Origin of the sequence: Gilliamella apicola, from assembly GCF_000599985.1 — a bacterium.
Lineage (GTDB): Bacteria > Pseudomonadota > Gammaproteobacteria > Enterobacterales > Orbaceae > Gilliamella > Gilliamella apicola.
Window position 1 is genome coordinate 3,108,650 of the sequence record NZ_CP007445.1, and the last position, 18,613, is coordinate 3,127,262.

Annotated in this window: 21 protein-coding genes; 9 read left to right on the plus strand and 12 right to left on the minus strand. The window is 34.8% G+C overall.

Going from position 1 to position 18,613, the window contains the following annotated elements:
• Window positions 1-13 precede the first annotated feature (13 nt).
• From coaBC to GAPWK_RS13935, 4 genes are read left to right on the plus strand one after another with little or no spacing between them, the layout of a single operon-like run.
• Window positions 14-1,240, plus strand: a complete 1,227-nt coding sequence (gene coaBC / locus GAPWK_RS13920) for a bifunctional phosphopantothenoylcysteine decarboxylase/phosphopantothenate--cysteine ligase CoaBC (RefSeq protein ID WP_025316821.1) — start codon at window positions 14-16, stop codon at window positions 1,238-1,240.
• On the plus strand, window positions 1,224-1,682 hold the full coding sequence (gene dut / locus GAPWK_RS13925) for a dUTP diphosphatase (RefSeq protein WP_025316822.1): 459 nt from the start codon (window positions 1,224-1,226) through the stop codon (window positions 1,680-1,682). The genes coaBC and dut overlap by 17 nt, the downstream gene beginning before the upstream one ends.
• Window positions 1,679-2,272 carry a nucleoid occlusion factor SlmA gene (slmA, locus tag GAPWK_RS13930; protein WP_025316823.1) on the plus strand — a complete coding sequence of 198 codons (594 nt, stop codon included), beginning with the start codon at window positions 1,679-1,681 and terminating at the stop codon, window positions 2,270-2,272. Before dut ends, slmA begins: the two co-directional genes overlap by 4 nt.
• Window positions 2,273-2,332: 60 nt before the next feature.
• The gene (locus GAPWK_RS13935) at window positions 2,333-3,169 is read left to right on the plus strand and encodes a mechanosensitive ion channel domain-containing protein (RefSeq protein ID WP_038517632.1); all 837 of its coding nucleotides are present in this window, start codon (window positions 2,333-2,335) and stop codon (window positions 3,167-3,169) included.
• Between the two features lie 58 nt (window positions 3,170-3,227).
• Here GAPWK_RS13935 and cysE read toward each other — a convergent pair whose 3' ends face one another.
• Window positions 3,228-4,007 carry a serine O-acetyltransferase gene (gene cysE / locus GAPWK_RS13940; protein WP_038518644.1) on the minus strand — a complete coding sequence of 260 codons (780 nt, stop codon included), beginning with the start codon at window positions 4,005-4,007 and terminating at the stop codon, window positions 3,228-3,230.
• 172 nt (window positions 4,008-4,179) lie between these two features.
• Complete coding sequence (locus tag GAPWK_RS13945) at window positions 4,180-5,415, minus strand: oligosaccharide MFS transporter (RefSeq protein ID WP_038517635.1); 1,236 nt, start codon at window positions 5,413-5,415, stop codon at window positions 4,180-4,182.
• 200 nt (window positions 5,416-5,615) lie between these two features.
• On the opposite strand from GAPWK_RS13945, the gene GAPWK_RS13950 reads away from it, so the two are divergent.
• Window positions 5,616-6,620 (plus strand): LacI family DNA-binding transcriptional regulator, encoded by a 1,005-nt coding sequence (locus GAPWK_RS13950; protein WP_025316825.1) that lies wholly within the window; start codon window positions 5,616-5,618, stop codon window positions 6,618-6,620.
• A 48-nt stretch (window positions 6,621-6,668) separates the two neighbouring features.
• Here the strand turns inward: GAPWK_RS13950 and GAPWK_RS14945 are convergent, their stop codons facing one another.
• The 3 genes from GAPWK_RS14945 to GAPWK_RS13955 are packed head-to-tail and all read right to left on the minus strand — an operon-like array spanning window position 6,669 to window position 8,514.
• Window positions 6,669-6,836: a GH32 C-terminal domain-containing protein gene (locus GAPWK_RS14945; RefSeq protein ID WP_238551128.1), complete on the minus strand. Its 168-nt coding sequence runs from the start codon at window positions 6,834-6,836 to the stop codon at window positions 6,669-6,671.
• 20 nt (window positions 6,837-6,856) lie between these two features.
• Window positions 6,857-7,024: a GH32 C-terminal domain-containing protein gene (locus tag GAPWK_RS14950; RefSeq protein ID WP_238551129.1), complete on the minus strand. Its 168-nt coding sequence runs from the start codon at window positions 7,022-7,024 to the stop codon at window positions 6,857-6,859.
• 20 nt (window positions 7,025-7,044) lie between these two features.
• A complete protein-coding gene (locus GAPWK_RS13955) occupies window positions 7,045-8,514 on the minus strand; it encodes a glycoside hydrolase family 32 protein (protein WP_025316826.1) in 1,470 nt (489 codons plus the stop codon).
• 319 nt (window positions 8,515-8,833) lie between these two features.
• Here GAPWK_RS13955 and GAPWK_RS13960 point away from each other — a divergent pair, with 319 nt between their 5' ends.
• The 4 genes from GAPWK_RS13960 (at window position 8,834) to bioB (ending at window position 11,715) form a co-directional block, all read left to right on the plus strand.
• A complete protein-coding gene (locus GAPWK_RS13960) occupies window positions 8,834-9,793 on the plus strand; it encodes an aminoimidazole riboside kinase (protein ID WP_025316827.1) in 960 nt (319 codons plus the stop codon).
• A gap of 4 nt (window positions 9,794-9,797) precedes the next feature.
• A complete protein-coding gene (locus GAPWK_RS13965) occupies window positions 9,798-10,358 on the plus strand; it encodes a sugar O-acetyltransferase (RefSeq protein ID WP_025316828.1) in 561 nt (186 codons plus the stop codon).
• Window positions 10,359-10,453: 95 nt separating this feature from the next.
• Window positions 10,454-10,591: a maltose acetyltransferase domain-containing protein gene (locus tag GAPWK_RS15650; RefSeq protein WP_080692521.1), complete on the plus strand. Its 138-nt coding sequence runs from the start codon at window positions 10,454-10,456 to the stop codon at window positions 10,589-10,591.
• Between the two features lie 80 nt (window positions 10,592-10,671).
• The gene (gene bioB, locus GAPWK_RS13970) at window positions 10,672-11,715 is read left to right on the plus strand and encodes a biotin synthase BioB (protein WP_025316829.1); all 1,044 of its coding nucleotides are present in this window, start codon (window positions 10,672-10,674) and stop codon (window positions 11,713-11,715) included.
• Between the two features lie 44 nt (window positions 11,716-11,759).
• Here bioB and ispC read toward each other — a convergent pair whose 3' ends face one another.
• The 7 genes from ispC to rpsB form a co-directional block, all read right to left on the minus strand.
• Window positions 11,760-12,938 carry a 1-deoxy-D-xylulose-5-phosphate reductoisomerase gene (gene ispC, locus GAPWK_RS13975; RefSeq protein WP_025316830.1) on the minus strand — a complete coding sequence of 393 codons (1,179 nt, stop codon included), beginning with the start codon at window positions 12,936-12,938 and terminating at the stop codon, window positions 11,760-11,762.
• Window positions 12,939-12,940: 2 nt separating this feature from the next.
• Window positions 12,941-13,702, minus strand: coding sequence for a DNA-binding transcriptional repressor DeoR (gene deoR / locus GAPWK_RS13980; protein WP_025316831.1), 762 nt, complete (start codon window positions 13,700-13,702; stop codon window positions 12,941-12,943).
• Window positions 13,703-13,755: 53 nt separating this feature from the next.
• Window positions 13,756-14,421 carry a deoxyribose-phosphate aldolase gene (gene deoC, locus GAPWK_RS13985; protein ID WP_025316832.1) on the minus strand — a complete coding sequence of 222 codons (666 nt, stop codon included), beginning with the start codon at window positions 14,419-14,421 and terminating at the stop codon, window positions 13,756-13,758.
• A gap of 227 nt (window positions 14,422-14,648) precedes the next feature.
• Window positions 14,649-15,206 (minus strand): ribosome recycling factor, encoded by a 558-nt coding sequence (frr, locus tag GAPWK_RS13990; RefSeq protein ID WP_025316833.1) that lies wholly within the window; start codon window positions 15,204-15,206, stop codon window positions 14,649-14,651.
• 30 nt (window positions 15,207-15,236) lie between these two features.
• Window positions 15,237-15,971, minus strand: a complete 735-nt coding sequence (gene pyrH, locus GAPWK_RS13995) for a UMP kinase (protein WP_025316834.1) — start codon at window positions 15,969-15,971, stop codon at window positions 15,237-15,239.
• Window positions 15,972-16,093: 122 nt separating this feature from the next.
• On the minus strand, window positions 16,094-16,954 hold the full coding sequence (tsf, locus tag GAPWK_RS14000; protein WP_025316835.1) for a translation elongation factor Ts: 861 nt from the start codon (window positions 16,952-16,954) through the stop codon (window positions 16,094-16,096).
• Between the two features lie 85 nt (window positions 16,955-17,039).
• A complete protein-coding gene (gene rpsB, locus GAPWK_RS14005; protein WP_038517639.1) occupies window positions 17,040-17,777 on the minus strand; it encodes a 30S ribosomal protein S2 in 738 nt (245 codons plus the stop codon).
• Between the last annotated feature and the right edge of the window lie 836 nt (window positions 17,778-18,613).

Consider the following 18,613-nt stretch of genomic DNA (forward strand, 5'->3'; position numbering starts at 1 on the left):
GAATAGCGAGATCATGAGTCTATCTGGTAAACATATTTTATTAGGGATAACTGGTGGCATTGCTGCTTATAAATGTCCTGATCTTGTCCGTCATTTAAAAAAAGCTGGGGCACAAGTACATGTCGTACTGACTGATTCGGCAAGTCACTTTGTCACACCAATGACACTGCAAGCGGTTTCTGGAAATCGGGTATCCAATGATCTATTTGATCCATCAGCAGAACTGTCTATGAGCCATATTGAATTGGCAAAATGGGCTGATTTAGTATTAATTGCTCCCGCGACAGCAAATATTATCGCTAAAATGGCTAACGGCATTGCAGATGATTTATTATCAACGCTCTGTTTAGCAACACCTGCCCCAATAGTCATCGCTCCAGCCATGAATCAGCAAATGTATAAAGCTGCTGCGACACAGCATAACTTATCAATACTAAAATCTAGAAATACCTTAATTTTAGGGCCTGATAGTGGCTTTCAAGCTTGTGGTGATGTTGGCCCCGGCCGTATGCTTGAACCACAAACGATTGTGGAAAAAATTGAGAATTATTTTTCCACAACATCAACACTTACTGGGATCTCAATAACGGTTACTGCGGGTCCAACCATTGAAGAAATCGATCCTGTACGTTATATTAGCAACTACAGCTCAGGTAAAATGGGCTTTGCTATTGCCAAAGCTGCAGCTCAAATGGGTGCAAAAGTGACCTTAATTAGTGGTCCTGTTCATCTAGATACACCAAATAATGTCAATCGTATTGATGTAAAAAGTGCTAAACAGATGTATGAAGCAGCATTAAGTCATGCCCAAGAATCAACAATTTTTATCGCTTGTGCCGCGGTTGCAGACTATCATGCTAAAACAATTGCTCCCCAAAAAATCAAAAAAACTGATGATAATGATGAATTAGTCATAAAGTTAGTTAAAAATCCTGATATTGTTGCAAGCGTAGCGGCATTAAAGAGCCATCGCCCTTTTGTTGTCGGATTTGCCGCTGAAACGAATAATATGAAAGATTATGCACTGAAAAAATTAACGACAAAAAACTTAGATTTAATCTGTGCTAATGATGTTTCAGACCAAACAATCGGGTTTAATTCTGAACAAAATGCATTAACTCTTTATTGGCAAAATGGTGAGCAAACGTTACCATTAAGCAGTAAACAACAATTAGCGTCACAGTTACTTGAAGCAGTTATAACACGATATAAAGCGAGTCATGATGAAAAGAAAAATTGATATTAAAGTATTAGACAAACGTTTAGGTAATGAATTTCCACTGCCAACGTATGCAACTGAAGGATCCGCTGGTATTGATTTACGTGCTATGTTTGATAAAACTACCGAAATTAAACCAGGTGAAACCATTTTAACCCCAACAGGTTTATCAATGCATATTGCCGATCCTAACTTAGCTGCATTGGTACTGCCTCGTTCTGGCTTGGGCTCAAAAAATGGTATTGTGCTTGGTAATTTAGTTGGTCTAATTGATTCAGATTATCAAGGCCAATTGTTCGTTCCTGTTTGGAACCGCAGCCAGACACCTTTTGTTATTGAAGCAGGCGATCGTATTGCCCAATTAATTATCGTACCTGTTGTGCAAGCAGAATTTAATATTGTTGATGAATTTACTGAGTCAGCTCGTGGTGAAGGTGGATTTGGGCATTCGGGTAAAAAATGATTGTGAACAATAAAAATAAAAATCGCAAAGAAGATATCTTACAAGCATTAGCAACAATGCTTGAATCCAATGAAGGTACTCAGCGAATAACTACCGCCAAATTAGCAGCTACGGTAGGTGTTTCTGAAGCGGCTCTTTATAGACATTTCCCAAGTAAAACAAAAATGTTTGAAAGTTTAATTGTTTATATTGAAGATATCTTATTATCTCGCATTAATATAATTATGAAAGATGAGCAAAACACCTTAGCTCGTCTAAAACTTATTCTGGCATTAATTTTAGGTTTTTCTGAAAAAAACCCGGGATTAACCAGAATTATGACAGGTCATGCATTGATGTTTGAGCAAGAACAGTTGCAAGAACGCATAAGTCAACTCTTTGAGCGAATCGAAACGCAGATAAAACAAGTTATACGAGAAAGAAAGCTTCGTGAAGGTGTTGCTTTTATCACTGATGAACGGATTTTAGCTAGCCAATTACTTGCTTTTTGTGAAGGTATGATGGTGCGTTATTCTCGTTCAGGTTTTAAATATCTACCTACAACTAATTTTGATACTCGCTGGACATTATTAGCTAAACAGCTCGTTTGATCTATTTTATTGCAAGATATTTTCACCTAATGCCTATTACCAATTGATAAGGATAATTAAATGAATTTTGAAGATCTAATCAATAATGCCATTTCTATTATTGAAAAATATGATGGTGTAGTACTTAGTTATATTGCTCATTTTTGCTTTGCCATTCTTATTTTTATCCTTGGACGAGCTATTGCTAGATTTGTCGCACGTCAACTTAGAAAAATATTAACAAATCGTAATGTTGATCCAACAGTAGTTAAATTTGTAAGTTCTTTATCCTATTATGCCATTATTGTAATGACACTTGTGGCTGTGTTAGGGCAACTTGGCGTACAAACTGCATCAATTGTTGCCATTATTGGTGCTGCAGGTTTAGCTGTCGGTTTGGCATTACAAGGTTCACTGTCTAACTTTGCTGCTGGGGTTATTCTAATTATTTTCCGTCCGTTCAAAGTGGGTGAAACCGTGATTATTAATAACCAAAAAGGGGTTATTGATTCGATTCAAATTTTTTCAACATCTATCGTTACGCCAACCAACGAATTAGTAGTAATACCCAATAGTCAGGTAGTCGGCGCCAATATTATTAACTATACCAGATTACCAGAAAGACGATTAGATCTAGTTGTTAATGTTGGGTATGATTCTGACATTCGAAAAGTTTATGAAGTTTTAAAACAAGCCGTTGACAAAACTAGCAATATTTTAACAAATAAAGAGCCGACTATTCGCTTAGATCAGTTAGATGCTTCATCAATGAATTTCAATGTTTTAGTTTGGACAACAAATGCCAATTACGGACCGGTTAAAGCTGAATTACTGGAAAATATTAAAAATGGATTAACCGAGAATGGTATTAATATTCCATACCCAACTATGGATGTAAATCTAAACACCCAGTCATAATCTTCAATTGATGTATTCCGTTGTTAATCAGCAACGGAATACAAATTTCCTTATAAAACTAAATATCTTGATCCATATTTAATGCAGGTTTATCACAGTCAGGGCAACCAACAATTTTGGCAGGAACGCCTGCAACCGTTGTATGTTTCGGTACAGGTTCCAAAACGACTGAGCCGGCACCAATTTTAGCCCCTTTTCCAATTTCAATATTACCTAAAATAGTCGAATGGGCGCCAATCATCACCCCTTCACGAATTTTAGGATGACGATCACCGTTTTCTTTGCCCGTACCGCCTAACGTCACTGATTGTAAAATAGAAACATCATTTTCAATAACAACAGTTTCACCAATGACAATACCCGTTGCATGATCAAACATTACCCCACAGCCAATCTTAGCTGCAGGGTGAATATCAACGCCAAACACTATTGCAATCTGACTTTGCAAAAAAATCGCCAAAGACTTGCGATTTTGCCGCCAAAGCCAATGTGCGATTCGATAAGCTTGTAATGATAAAAAGCCTTTATAATAAAGAAGTGGAGTTGAGTAATGATTGGTCGCGGGATCACGAATATAAACAGCAATAATATCACTTATTGCTGACTTAATAATATTTTCATCCGCTTGATAGGCTTGCCGAGCAATTTCACGAATTTCAATAGCAGGCATAACCTGTGTCGCAAGCTTATTGGCTAAAATATAGCTTAAAGCACTGCCTAGGTTTTCATGATTGAGTAAAGTAGCATGGAAATAACTAGCAAGCATCGGTTCACTTTCGACCAATTTAGATGCTTCTTGCCGGATGGTTTGCCATAACAAATCAGGCTTAACAACTATTTTTGCATCGTTCACAACAAGTCCTTATATATTAAATAGCATTGCTAACATTGTTTCGCAAACTTATGCAGGAAGCAAGTTTTGTATTCATTTATCCTAATTAAAAATCAAAATGGAAAGCAAATGTTCCCATTTTGATACTAAATAATACGGCATACCAGACGTTTTGATATTATGGTTGTTTGGTTTTTTTATCATCACTTAAAGTAAATATTGAGATTATCAAAATAAATAACACAATACTTGCCAATACATAAAATGTTGTTGAATAACCTGTGTTATCAAATAATTTACCCACTAACCATGATAAAACAATAACACCAACATTTGATGAAATATTAAAGCCGACTAAATACAAAGTAGATGATAATCTTTCATCAAAATTACCTACCACGTATTTAAATACAGCTAAGATAAATAATGGTGTTTCAATTGCATGAAAGAGCTTAACTAACGAAATCAGATAAACATTGTCTAAGGTTGCTGATAATGAAATTCGGCAAATCATCACCATTGCAGCTACTAATAGTGATTTTTTTGCCCCTACTTTATTAATAAAGAAAGGTGCCAAAATCATACAAGTTGCTTCTAAAAATACCTGGAACGAATTTAAATAACCATAGACTTGATAGCCATCCTCTGGTTTATCAAAAAAGCTGGTATAAAAATTTGGAAAAAGCTGCTGATCATAAATAGTATAAAAGCTGTTAGTACCGATGATAAAAAAGACAAATAACCAAAACTTTTTCATACCAAATAGAGAAAGAATTTCACTCATCGTTGGGATGGTTGGTTTTTGTATTACTGCTTGTGCTTCGTTGTTTGTAGAAAGTACTTGTTTCGGTTTAAAAATTAAATTGATAGTGAAATAGATAACCGCAACGCCAGATGCCATCCAAAAATTAATATGCGGGTCGATACCAAATAAAATACCCGCAACAAAAGTTGCAGCAGCATAACCAAACGATCCCCAAAATCTTGCAGGACCAAATTCAAAACCAAACAATCGACTAATTCGCTCAATAAAAGAGTCAATCAAAGCACATCCAGAAATAAAGCCAGCACTTAATACTGGCGCACCAATACAGACACCTAACAAAAAATCATTTCGTAATAAAGGTTCATATACATAAATTAAAAACGGCCCAATCAGTATCATAACAATGCTTTGAAAAGTAATTACTGCTTTGCCTATCTGTAATTTATCTTGAATAATGCCATAAAAAATCATAAAAAACATAGCAGCAGCAGAGTTAGCGGCATAAACAATACCAAGCTGCTCACCAGATAAGCCAATTTTACTTTTTAACCAAATAGCATAAAAAGACCACCAGAGTGACCAAGCGGCATAGAAGGTAATAAGATAACCTGACGAGAACCAATAATTTCTATTTTGCATCATATTCATGTTTATTACTCTTATATTGTTGAAGTTTAACGTTAACATGTTAATGTTAACATTATTGTCATATTTAACACGAAATAGATACTATCGATTATCATAATTGTTACTTAGCTCACACTTTTTATCATTAATTTTTGTGGTATCATCACATATAAGCAATGATTGATAACAATTATTATTAAATTGAGCAAAAGGATCTAACTATGGCTTCACTTAAGGATGTTGCAAAATTGGCATCAGTGTCATTGATGACAGTTTCTCGTGCAATTAATAATCCTGAAAAATTAAATAAACAGACATATCAACGCGTAAAACAAGCCATTGAGCAACTTAATTATGTCCCTGATCTCTCAGCCAGAAAAATTCGTGGTGATAACTCAGGCCCTTGTGCTATTGGCGTTTTAGCTTTAGAAACAGCAATGACACCATTTTCCGTAGAATTATTACAAGCTATAGAAAAAACTGCTCAAAATCATGGTTGGAATACCTTTATTGTTAATTTATTTGATGATAAAGAGCCTGATCATGCAATTAATACTCTTTTATCCTATCGTCCTAACGGCATTATTTACACCACGATGGGACTTAGAAAAGTTGATCTTCCCGAAAAGTTACTTGGCAAAAATATTGTTTTGGCAAATTGTGTTACTGATAGTGAAAAGCTGGCTTGCTATATTCCCGATGACTACACAGGTCAATATCAAGCTATGCAACAGGTGATACAAAAAGGTTATAAAAAACCGTTATGTATCTATTTATCAGAAAAAACATTAGCAGGTAAAACCCGTCGTAAGGGTGCAGAACAAGCTTGGCTTGATGCTGGTAAAAATTTGAAAAAAATGGCCAGTTATCATATGCCGATATTGGAAAATAATATCGCCCAAGAATATATGACGACAATTGATATATTGAAACAACATTGTAATAACACACCGGATTTTGATGTATTAATTTGTGGTAATGATCGCATTGCTTTTGTTGCTTACCAATACTTACTTGGTCAAGGATTTCATATACCCAAAGATGTGGCTATATTAGGTTATGACAACATGGTCGGTACTGGTGAACTATTTTTTCCACCGCTTACGACAGTTCAATTACCGCATTATGAAATAGGCGAGCAAGCAGCGTTACATATCATCAATGGTCAAACAGAAACAGAAATCAGCTATGTGGCTTCGCCTTACTTAGAAAGGAACTCTTTGTAATAAACATAAATGAATTGACCGCTATCAAGCGGTCAATTTAAATATAAATTAAGCGTAAATAGATTTTAGTTGCCAACTGTCAAGTCGAGTAATTTTGGCACTACCATTTTCCGCAAATAAATTTATTTGTCGTTCTGCTGGTAATTTAGGATAAATACCACTAGAAAGACTATACAAATCATCATTAACAAATATAAATGAATTGACCGCTATCAAGCGGTCAATTTAAATATAAATTAAGCATAAATAGATTTTAGTTGCCAACTGTCAAGTCGAGTAATTTTGGCACTACCATTTTCCGCAAATAAATTTATTTGTCGTTCTGCTGGTAACTTAGGATAGATACCATTAGAAAGACTATACAAATCATCATTAACAAATATAAATGAATTGACCGCTATCAAGCGGTCAATTTAAATATAAATTAAGCATAAATGGATTTTAGTTGCCAACTGTCAAGTCGAGTAATTTTGGCACTACCATTTTCCGCAAATAAATTTATTTGTCGTTCTGCTGGTAATTTAGGATAGATACGACTAGAAAGACTATACAAATCATCATTAACAAATACTTCAACCGATGATGCGTCAATATAAACATGTAAGGATAGTTTTTTCGTTTTTGGTAGTGGTACACTACGGTAGCCTTTTAACTCAAGTCCAGAAAGGCTACGATCAAGAATAATACGTTTTGATTGCAAATCCACATATAACAATGTTGCTTGTTCACCATTTTTGGTTGCCGATAGCTGCAAACCAAATCGTTCTGCGGTACTTTGTGATAAATCAAACTCAACATTGAGTTCACAACTAATTGATTTAATATTGGTATTTTTCAGTTCATTATTAAGGATTATTTCACTTAATGATTGTCGTTGTTCACGCAATGCTGTGAGCTCTTTAATTGGGCGATTACGAACATTATTGTTGTTATCCAATATTAATTCACGAGGAAGTGTAAATGAACCCATCCATTTATCTTGTTTACTTGGCATACTCGATTCCCACATATCCATCCAAGCAAACACAATGCGTCGTCCATCAGCAGCTTGAAACGATTGCGGTGCATAAAAGTCATGACCAAAATCCATTTCTTGAAATGGTTTGATTATTGAAAACTTTTTACCCGGTTGCCAATCACCAACAATATAACCAGATTGAAAACGATTTCGATTCTGATAGCCTTTAGCTTTCATACCTTGTGGTGAAAACATTAAAATCCATTTATCACCAAGCTTGAAAAAGTCAGGGCATTCAAGCATATAAACATTAGGATCGATATCACTTACAACAACATGGTCGAATGTCCAACTTTTAAAATCTTTTGAATGATAAAGTAAAATTTGTCCAACATCATTTGTATCACGTTGTCCAACAACCATCCACCATGTATCATCCTGTAGCCAAACCTTAGGATCTCGAAAATGCATAATACCGCTTTCTGGCACAAGTATGGTTCCATGTTTTTTAAAATGAATACCATCTTTACTGGTTGCTAAGCATTGAGATTGAGAAATTTTTTCATCATTACCCTGCCCTGCTAACCAAATATGACCAGTATAGATCAAGTATAATTCACCATTATTATCGACAGCCGAACCAGAAAAACAGCCATTTTTATCCCAATCATCACCTGGTGCGATAGCAATAGGTAGCCTTCGCCATGTCACAAGATCATCGCTAACAGCATGACCCCAATGCATGGGTCCCCAATTTTCATCATAAGGATGATGTTGGTAAAAAGCGTGATATTGACCTTTAAAATAGATCAAACCATTGGGATCATTCATCCAGCCAGATTGTGGGGCTAAATGAAAATGTGGATAATATTGTTTGTTCATCACTTTCTCTAGTTTTTTCACAGCTAAATTAGCTTTATCAACGGCTGTAGACATAAAACCCCTCTCTTATCCAGTATTACATATCATGATTAATAATAATACTCCAAATAAATTGTTAACGTTAACTATTAATGAAAAAATAGATAAAATTTGTGATGAAAGTCACACATTTTTAACGTTAACAATGAATTTTTCGACAAATGATTTAGTCTATGACTAGTTTTAAAAAAGACTTTTATTAATTATCATAATAAACTGTTTTTCAACTATTTTGTAAACAAGATAAAAGATGGCTAATTTCACGAAATTTGGCAATAACTAATATCTATACTAAGCTAAATTACTGTTGTAACTAACTATAATCGAGTAAAAAATGAATAATACTAAAGTTTGGTCTCTTGGGGATGCTGTTATCGATTTGTTGCCATTTGGTGATATGAATTATCAAGCTTGCGCTGGCGGTGCTCCAGCTAACGTTGCCATTGGTGTGTCAAAATTGGGGCTACCTTCCGCTTTTATTGGTCGTGTTGGTAACGATCCATTTGGTCATTTTATGGAAAAGACTTTCCGTGAATATAATGTTGATTGTCAGAGTCTTGAAAAAGATGATCATCATAGAACCAGTACTGTAGTTGTAGATTTAGGGCATAATGGTGAGCGTAGTTTTACCTTTTTAGTTTCACCGTCTGCTGACCAATTTTTATCAGAACAGGCGATTCCTAGCTTCAATCAAGACATATTACATTTTTGCTCTTTAGCATTAGTAGGTCATACTTGTCGAAAAACATTAAAAACGGCTATCGAAAATCTTACGGCTAAAAATGGTTTAATCAGTTTTGATGTTAACCTTCGTGAACAAATGTGGGAAAATAAAGATGAAATGCGCACAACTATTACTCAATTTTGCCATGATGCCGATATACTCAAATTATCAGATGAAGAACTGTTTTGGCTAACCGAAAGCAATGACTGGCATATTGCCTTAAATAAATTACAACAACACTATAATGCACCACTAAAACTGGTCACTAAAGGCAAGGATGGAAGCATTGTGTTATGGCAAGGCAAAATATTCTCTTTTGACTCATATCATGTTAATAGCGTTGATACAACTGGAGCGGGTGATGCTTTTGTTTCGGGTTTACTTAGTAGTATTGCTTCATCAGGAATGCCAGAAGATAAATTAATGTTAGAAAGTATGATGACCATTGCCAGTGCCTGTGGTGCCTTAGCCACCACCAAAAAAGGGGCATTAACAGCACTACCTGATAGCGCATTTTTGCAATCATTTATAAGCGACAATCCTGCTTTATGTGCTAAACAAATGGCGTAACAAAATGACAGAAAAAGAAAAAATGTTAGCAGGTTTGTTGTACGATCCTTGTATCAACTTACTTGCTAATGAACGGCTTTATGCGCAAGATATCTGTTTTCAATTAAATCAATTATCACCATTAGCCGAAAACCAACGGCAACATCTGTTTAAAAAACTATTAGGAAAAACAGGGCAACAATTTACCATCATGCCAGGATTTCAATGTGATTATGGCTATAATATCGAAATTGGCGAAAATTTTTTCGCTAACTTTAACTGTATCATGTTAGATGCAGCCAAAATTTCATTTGGTGATAATGTGCTGGTGGCGCCCAATTGTGGTTTTTATACCTCAGGACATCCAATTGATAGCCAAACTCGAAATAGTGGCTTAGAATTTGCCAAGCCAATTACGGTTGGCAATAATGTTTGGATTGGAGGTAATGTAATTGTATTACCTAATGTAACAATCGGTGATAATAGTGTTATTGCAGCAGGGAGCATTGTTGATCGCGATATACCCAGTAATGTGGTCGCAATGGGCTCCCCTTGTCGTGTACATAAAACATTAAAAGAGTATTAACTACACTACTAGCACATTTTTGCAATCATTTATAAGCAATAATCCAGCTTTATACACTAAACAAATGGCATAACAAAATAATAGAAAATGAGAAAATGATAGCTCGTTTGTTATATGATCCTTGTATCAATTTACTCGCTAATGAACGGTTTTATGCGCAGGATATCTGTTTTCAGTTAAATCAACTTTTGTATAACAAAAGTACATTAATTACCTCTTTTTATGTCAACTAATTTAAATTAAAATAGTTGACAATATAAGGTTATGTATTATGATGCATACAGATTTATGTTGATTCTTAAAAGGATTTTCTATGTCATTAAATGCCATTCGTCATGACTGGGTATTGTCTGAAGTGATGGATATTTTTCAATTACCTTTCAATGATCTTATTTTCAAAGCACAAACCATACATCGACAATATTTTGATGCAAATAAAGTACAAGTTTCTACCCTGTTATCAATAAAGACAGGGGCTTGTCCTGAAGATTGTAAATATTGCCCTCAGTCTATCCATCATGATACTGGCTTAGAAAAAGAAAAATTACTTGAAGTACAAAGAGTAATTGAAGAAGCAAAAGCCGCCAAAGCTGTAGGCGCTACACGCTTTTGTATGGGTGCTGCTTGGAAGCATCCGACAAACCGAGATATGCCTTATCTCTTGGAGATGGTAAAAGGTGTTAAAGCTCTAGGTATGGAAACATGCATGACTCTGGGACTATTATCCCAGCTACAAGCTTACGCATTAGCCGATGCAGGCTTAGATTTTTACAATCATAATTTAGATACTTCACCTGAGTTTTACCAACAAATAATTACCACACGTACATACGGTGAGCGTTTACAAACATTGGCTTATGTAAGGCAGGCCGGTATTAAAATTTGCTCGGGTGGTATTTTGGGTATGGGTGAGACATTAAAAGATCGAGCCAATTTATTGATTCAACTAGCTAATTTAGACCAACACCCCGAAAGTGTTCCTATTAATAATTTAGTTAAAGTTAAAGGTACACCGTTAGCAAATGAAAAAGATATTGAACCATTTGATTTTATTAGAATGCTTGCGGTCGCTCGTATTATGATGCCTAAATCTTATATACGTTTGTCAGCAGGAAGAGAACAAATGAATGAGCAAATGCAAGCATTGGCTTTTTTAGCCGGTGCTAATTCAATATTCTATGGTGATAAGTTATTAACTACATCCAATCCTCAAGTCGATAAAGATAATGCTTTATTTTTAAAATTAGGTATTAGTCCAGAAAAGAACCAAGATTATAGTGATGAGGTACATAAAGCTGCTATTGTGCAAGCACTTACTGAGCAAGCACAAAATAATCTATCAAGCGATAATTTCTAAGATTGAAATATAAGAGCCTTAATATTAACTTTTGGGTCGTATTATTATAATTTTAAGCAGGTTTCTCTTGCCCATAGATCAATAGCAAATACGTCTTCAATCGTTGTTGGCTCTGGAAAAGTAAGCTTTTCTAAAACCTTTGATACCTGTTTAGCAATGTCCATAAAACCGATTTTATTTTCTAAAAATGCAGCTACGGCAATTTCATTAGCGGCATTCAATGCTGTTGTTGCTGCTTGACCTTGATTAGAAGCATCAATGGCTAATTTTAAGCATGGATAGCGATCAAAATCAGGCTGATTAAAAGTAAGTGATGCTATTTTAGTAAAATCTAGCGCTGGAACAGTCGAATTAATACGTTTAGGATAAGACATTGAATAAGCAATCGGCGTACACATATCAGGTACACCTAATTCAGCAATCACACTACCATCTTGATAACGAACCATTGAATGAATAATCGATTGAGGATGAACAATAATCTCCATTTCCTCTGGACTTGCATTAAATAACCAGCGTGCTTCAATGTATTCAAGTCCTTTATTCATCATGGTTGCAGAATCAACCGAAATCTTTTTACCCATTGACCAGTTTGGATGTGCAACCGCTTGTTCTGGAGTGACAGATGCCAACTTATCAATAGGAAAATCTCGAAATGGACCACCCGAACCCGTTAATACAATTTTAGTAATACCATGATCGGTTAAATTGGCAAAACCTAGATCTTGTTGAACTGATGCAGGTAAACTCTGAAAAATGGCATTATGCTCACTATCAACAGGTAATAACTGGGCACCATAACGTTTAACTGCCTGCATAAATAAATGACCGCAAGTGACTAATGATTCTTTATTGGCTAACAAAATACATTTACCTTTTTTTATAGCAGCAAGCGTTGGTTTTAACCCCGCAGCACCAACAATTGCAGCCATAACCTGATCAACTTCAGGTAATTGAGCTAAGTCACAAATCGCTTCATCGCCAGCAAAAACATCAATATCTAAATTTAAGTTAATTAAGTTGGCTTTAAGTTCACTTGCGGCATGTTGATCAGCCATAGCCACATATTTTGGCTTAAATTCTTGGCATTGCTGTGTCATTTTGACAACATTTTTACCGCCGACTAACGCATAAGCTTTATATAAAGTCGGATTTTGTCGAATAACCGCTAAGGTACTGCAACCAATTGATCCCGTTGAACCTAAAATTGTGATATTTTTCATAATTAATACATTAACCCAATGTCATTTTCTTTAAAATAAGAGATATATTGCGACTTCGGCGCTTTATCAGTGATAACTAAATTAAATAAACTAAGATCACCAATTAAAGCAGGCTTAACTTGATTAAATTTAGTATGATCGGCGATCAAAATATTAGTAGAAGATTTTTGTATTGCTTTATGCTTCATGCTAAGTTCATCAAAATTATAACAAGTAACACCTTGTGTAAAATCAATACCAGCAGCTGAAATAAAGGCTTTATTAGGGCAGATAGAATCTAATTGGTTATGCTGATTGATACTGGTAAATATGGCATTATCAATATGATAATTACCACCACATAAAATGATTTTGCAATTAGGTTTATGTTGTAATGCTAAAAAAGCATTAAAAGAATAACAAATGGCGGTAAAAGATATTTGATCATCAATTGCATCAATGATAAAAGGCATAGTTGTGCCACAATCGAAAAAAATAGTATCATTCTCGCTTACTAATTGACTCACCAGTTTTGCAATATGAAGCTTTTCTTTGACCTGTTTATCTTGCTGATCGGATACAAAATATGTGGCAATAGAATGACGGGCTTGATTAACAATATAACCACCAAGAACCGTCAATGAGGTTGGTAAATGATTAAGATCACGACGAATTGTCATTTCAGATACAGCAAGTAATTGTGCGGCATCTTTTAAGTGAATTTTATCCATCGTTTTTAAGAGTTCAATAAGTGCATTTACTCTTTTTTGTGGTTGTGATTGCATTGCTATTCCATAAACAGCAATAAGCTACCTGATAAAGGTAGCTTAAAGGTAAATTAATAATTACCTGATGATGTTTCGTTACCTGATACAATAGCGATACCTGCGCTTGCACCTAATCGTGTTGCGCCAGCTTCAACCATTTTTTCAGCTGTTGCACGATCGCGAATACCACCAGAAGCTTTAACGCCCATTTTATCACCGACGGTTTCACGCATCAATTTAACATCTTCAACCGTTGCACCCGACACACTAAAACCAGTTGAAGTTTTAACGAAAGCGACACCTATCTCTTTACAGATATTACAAACTTTTACAATTTCGTCTTTACTTAATAAGCAGGTTTCTAAAATCACTTTCAATGGTACATCGCCACATGCGTTAAACACAGCTTCAATATCATTTTTAACGGCTTGCCAATCGTTGCTTTTTAACCATCCAACATTGATAACCATATCAATTTCTTTTGCGCCCGCTTTAACTGCCATTTCAGTTTCAAACGCTTTAGCTGAAGTTAACATTGCACCAAGTGGAAAACCAACTACAGAACAAACTTTTACATCACAGCCTTTTAATAAGCTTGCAGCTAAAGGTACATAGCCTGAATTAACGCAAACAGAATAAAAATGATATTCTTTCGCTTCATCACAGAGTTTACGAATTTGATCTTCTGTCGCATTCATTGCCAGTAAAGTATGATCAATATACTTTGCATAACTCATAATGGGATCCTTAAATTATGTTAATAATGATGTCTAATATATATTATTGCATATAAATAACAATGTTATAAAAATAACAAATTTTGTTATTATAGCAACATTATATACTTAAATTATGATAATTTAAAATCAAGATAATGGTTACAGATGATCAATTTAGTTGAAAATACCAAAAAAAACGCCCAGTTAAAAACCGAGCGTCTTAGCAATAACATTATAATTTGAAATTAAAATTCCATTAGTTCTTTTTCTTTATCAGCAAGTACTGCATCTAATTTCTTAATTGCAGCATCAGTTGCTTTTTGAATTAAATCTTGTGATTTGCGTTCATCATCTTCAGAAATTTCTTTATCTTTTAACAATGCTTTAATTTGATCATTTGCATCACGACGGATATTACGAATTGATACGCGACCTTGTTCAGCTTCATTACGTACGATTTTAGTTAAATCACGACGGCGCTCTTCGGTCAATGGTGGTAATGGTACACGAATTACTGTACCTGCAGATGCTGGATTAAGTCCTAAGTCTGAAGTTAAAATTGCTTTTTCAATTAGAGGCGTTAATGATTTATCAAATACAGTAATTGCTAACGTTCTGGCATCTTCCGCAACCACATTAGCTAATTGACGAAGTGGTGTTGGGCTACCATAATATTCAACCATAATCCCATCTAATAAGCTTGGTGATGCACGGCCTGTTCTAACTTTAGAAATATGAGTTTGAAACGCATCAATACTTTTTTCCATGCGCGCTTGCGCTTCTTTTAAAATCTCATTTAACATAATAAAAACCTTATATTGAAATAAAAAAGACTAACAGCTAACTGTTGCCTGATTATTAATTAATGTTCCTTCTTGTTCACCTAAAATGACCCGACGTAATGCACCTGGTTTGTTCATATTAAATACACAAATAGGTAAATTGTGATCGCGTGCTAAAGTAAAGGCAGCTAAGTCCATTACTTTTAATTCGTCATCTAATACTTTTTCATAATTTAACGTTTTATACAATGTTGCTGTTGGATCTTTAACAGGATCAGCTGAGTAAACACCGTCAACTTTAGTCGCTTTTAAAACAACATCAGCTTCAATCTCAATGCCACGTAAACATGCAGCAGAATCAGTTGTAAAAAATGGATTACCAGTACCAGCAGAAAGAATAACGACTTTGCCATGACGAAGCAAGCTAATTGCTTCAGTCCAACGATAATCATCACACACACCATTTAAAGGAATGGCTGACATTAAACGCGCATTAACTTCAATTCGGTGCAACGCATCACGCATAGCAAGACCATTCATTACCGTTGCCAGCATTCCCATGTGATCGCCTACAACGCGGTTCATTCCCGCTTTAGCAAGGCCAGCACCTCGGAATAGATTTCCCCCTCCGATAACGACAGCAACTTGAACATTCATTTCAATGAGTTCTTTAATTTCTTGTGCCATACGATCAAGAACGGTTGGATCGATACCAAAACCTTCGTCGCCTTGTAGTGCTTCACCACTGAGTTTAAGTAATATTCGTTTGTAGAAAGGGGTTGCCATATGAAGTCTCACTATTCGTTATTTGGTTACTTATTTACCTGACAAGCTATACTTGTTAACAGTAATTTTAAAATATTTTGTAGATAAACAAAACCGCCTTAACGGCGGTTTTTATGAAACAATTAAGATTGTTTCGACATCGCAGCAACTTCGGCTGCAAAATCAACTTCGACTTTTTCGATGCCTTCACCCACTTCAAAGCGGATAAATTTAGCAACTGTCGCTTTTTTCTCTGCTAGTAAATCACCAACTGTTTTGCTTGGATCCATAACAAATGGTTGACCAGTAAGAGATACCTCACCAGTGAATTTACGCATACGGCCTTCAACCATTTTTTCAGCGATTTCACGTGGTTTACCAGATTGCATAGCGATATCAATTTGGATGTTACGTTCATGTTCAACCACATCAGCTGGAACATCGCTTGGGCTAACATATTCTGGTTTGCTTGCCGCAATGTGCATAGCAATATGTTTAACTAATTCTTCGTCACAGCCGCTGTTTGCAGCAACTAAAACACCAATACGTGCGCCATGTTGATAACTACCAACAACTTCACCAGCAATTTTTTGAACACGACGAATACCGATGTTTTCACCGATTTTAGCAACTAAAGCTGTACGTTCTTCTTCAAATTTTGCTTGTAAAGCAGTGAGATCAGTTAAGCCATCATTTAATGCTGCTGTAGCAACTTTATCACTAAATTCTAAGAAACCAGCATCTTTAGCAACAAAGTCAGTTTCACAGTTGATTTCTAAGATTACACCTGATTTTTTATCAGCAGCAATTTTAGAAATAATTACACCTTCAGCCGCAACACGACCTGCTTTTTTAGCCGCTTTTGCTTGACCAGATTTACGCATGTTGTCGATAGCAAGATCGATATCGCCATTCGCTTCAACTAATGCTTTTTTACATTCCATCATACCTGCGCCAGTTCTTTCACGCAGTTCTTTTACCATAGAAGCGGTAATTTCAGCCATTTTTAAATCCTCTAGTTAACCATTATGATGATTGTCATTAGAATGGGTCGATGTTTATTATCGACCCTGAAAATATTTGAGTTTATTACTCAGCTGCTGGAGCTTCTTCAACGAAGCTTTCTTCAGATACTGGAGATTGATTTTGCTCACGACCAGAACGTACTGCTTCAGCTACTGCATTTGCATATAATTGAATAGCACGAATTGCATCATCATTACCAGGAACAATGTAATCAACACCATCAGGATCTGAATTAGTATCAACAACAGCAATGACTGGAATACCTAAATTGTTAGCTTCTTTGATAGCGATATGTTCGTGGTCTGCACCAATAACAAAAATCACATCGGGTAAACCACCCATATTTTTAATTCCACCCAAGCTATTTTCTAATTTAGCCATTTCACGAGCACGCATTAATGCTTCTTTTTTGGTTAATTTGTCAAATGTACCATCATTAGCTTGTGTTTCTAAATCTTTTAGACGTTTGATAGATTGACGTACTGTTTTCCAGTTAGTCAACATACCACCTAACCAACGGTGATTTACATAGTATTGTCCACAGCTTTCAGCGGCTTGTTTAATCGCTTCGCTAGCTGCACGCTTTGTACCAACAAATAAAATTTTACCTTTACGAGCGGCAATCTTGTTTAATTCTGCTAACGCTTCATTGAATAAAGGAACTGTTTTTTCAAGATTGATGATGTGAACTTTGTTACGAGCACCAAAAATAAATGGTTTCATTTTTGGGTTCCAATAACGAGTTTGGTGTCCAAAGTGTACACCCGCTTGTAACATATCGCGCATTGATACTGTAGTCATGATTTCCTCATTTTGACGTTGGGGTTATGCCTCCACATATCCGCTTTATCCGACCTGTTTGTACTTAGCAAAAGGCACCCCGGAAAAGAGTAATGATATGTGTGTGTTATAACGTTAATTAATAATTAAATTTAATGCTATTTATTCGCATTAACTTTTCAAAAAATAATGCAAAAAACTAGCGCGCGTTTTATACCATATTTAGGTAAATATTACTAGATTTATTTAAAGTTAATATTGATTAACTTAAATTCTTGATATCAGTTTTCTATTTTTTCCATTAATTAACCTTTTGTAAGGTTCAAAATTTAATTATACAAAAAAGAAATTGGAAAATTTTGTAAAAAATATTCAGATGTCTATATCATTTCAATTTTTATTTATGTTTTAATTCAATATTAAAAAGGATAAATTATTTATCTGTTATAAATTAAGATTAAAATAAAAGTATAAAATATCAATGGTATTAACTTTAAAAAGATTCCTTATTGCTAACCTAAATCATAATTTTTAATAAAGTAATCTTTCAAATATTAACAAGATATTTATTATCCTTTCATTATAAGTTGAATGATAACTCAGTATTCTCTGTTATTTCGATTTTCTTGCAAAGATAATTTATTTGCTATCATCAAATGACACAATGGTAGCAGGTAATTTGCATAACGGAAATCTAGTTGAATTTATCTAGATAGGTTGAATTTAAGTAAGTGAGAAAAAGTAAGTATATATGAAAATAAGGATTAAAAATTTATAGAAATACAAATTAGCATCATAAAAAAGGACTTATTAAAGCCCTTTTTTAAATAATAATCCTTGTCATTAATTAAACTTTT

What these genes read in the sequence shown, in the direction of transcription:
- coaBC (WP_025316821.1), top strand. Translation starts at nt 14, where the DNA reads ATGAGTCTATCTGGTAAACATATTTTATTAGGGATAACTGGTGGCATT.
- dut (WP_025316822.1), top strand. Translation starts at nt 1,224, where the DNA reads ATGAAAAGAAAAATTGATATTAAAGTATTAGACAAACGTTTAGGTAAT.
- slmA (WP_025316823.1), top strand. Translation starts at nt 1,679, where the DNA reads ATGATTGTGAACAATAAAAATAAAAATCGCAAAGAAGATATCTTACAA.
- GAPWK_RS13935 (WP_038517632.1), top strand. Translation starts at nt 2,333, where the DNA reads ATGAATTTTGAAGATCTAATCAATAATGCCATTTCTATTATTGAAAAA.
- GAPWK_RS13945 (WP_038517635.1), bottom strand. Translation starts at nt 5,415, where the DNA reads ATGAATATGATGCAAAATAGAAATTATTGGTTCTCGTCAGGTTATCTT.
- GAPWK_RS13950 (WP_025316825.1), top strand. Translation starts at nt 5,616, where the DNA reads ATGGCTTCACTTAAGGATGTTGCAAAATTGGCATCAGTGTCATTGATG.
- GAPWK_RS13955 (WP_025316826.1), bottom strand. Translation starts at nt 8,514, where the DNA reads ATGTCTACAGCCGTTGATAAAGCTAATTTAGCTGTGAAAAAACTAGAG.
- GAPWK_RS13960 (WP_025316827.1), top strand. Translation starts at nt 8,834, where the DNA reads ATGAATAATACTAAAGTTTGGTCTCTTGGGGATGCTGTTATCGATTTG.
- GAPWK_RS13965 (WP_025316828.1), top strand. Translation starts at nt 9,798, where the DNA reads ATGACAGAAAAAGAAAAAATGTTAGCAGGTTTGTTGTACGATCCTTGT.
- GAPWK_RS15650 (WP_080692521.1), top strand. Translation starts at nt 10,454, where the DNA reads ATGATAGCTCGTTTGTTATATGATCCTTGTATCAATTTACTCGCTAAT.
- bioB (WP_025316829.1), top strand. Translation starts at nt 10,672, where the DNA reads ATGTCATTAAATGCCATTCGTCATGACTGGGTATTGTCTGAAGTGATG.
- ispC (WP_025316830.1), bottom strand. Translation starts at nt 12,938, where the DNA reads ATGAAAAATATCACAATTTTAGGTTCAACGGGATCAATTGGTTGCAGT.
- deoR (WP_025316831.1), bottom strand. Translation starts at nt 13,702, where the DNA reads ATGCAATCACAACCACAAAAAAGAGTAAATGCACTTATTGAACTCTTA.
- deoC (WP_025316832.1), bottom strand. Translation starts at nt 14,421, where the DNA reads ATGAGTTATGCAAAGTATATTGATCATACTTTACTGGCAATGAATGCG.
- frr (WP_025316833.1), bottom strand. Translation starts at nt 15,206, where the DNA reads ATGTTAAATGAGATTTTAAAAGAAGCGCAAGCGCGCATGGAAAAAAGT.
- pyrH (WP_025316834.1), bottom strand. Translation starts at nt 15,971, where the DNA reads ATGGCAACCCCTTTCTACAAACGAATATTACTTAAACTCAGTGGTGAA.
- tsf (WP_025316835.1), bottom strand. Translation starts at nt 16,954, where the DNA reads ATGGCTGAAATTACCGCTTCTATGGTAAAAGAACTGCGTGAAAGAACT.
- rpsB (WP_038517639.1), bottom strand. Translation starts at nt 17,777, where the DNA reads ATGACTACAGTATCAATGCGCGATATGTTACAAGCGGGTGTACACTTT.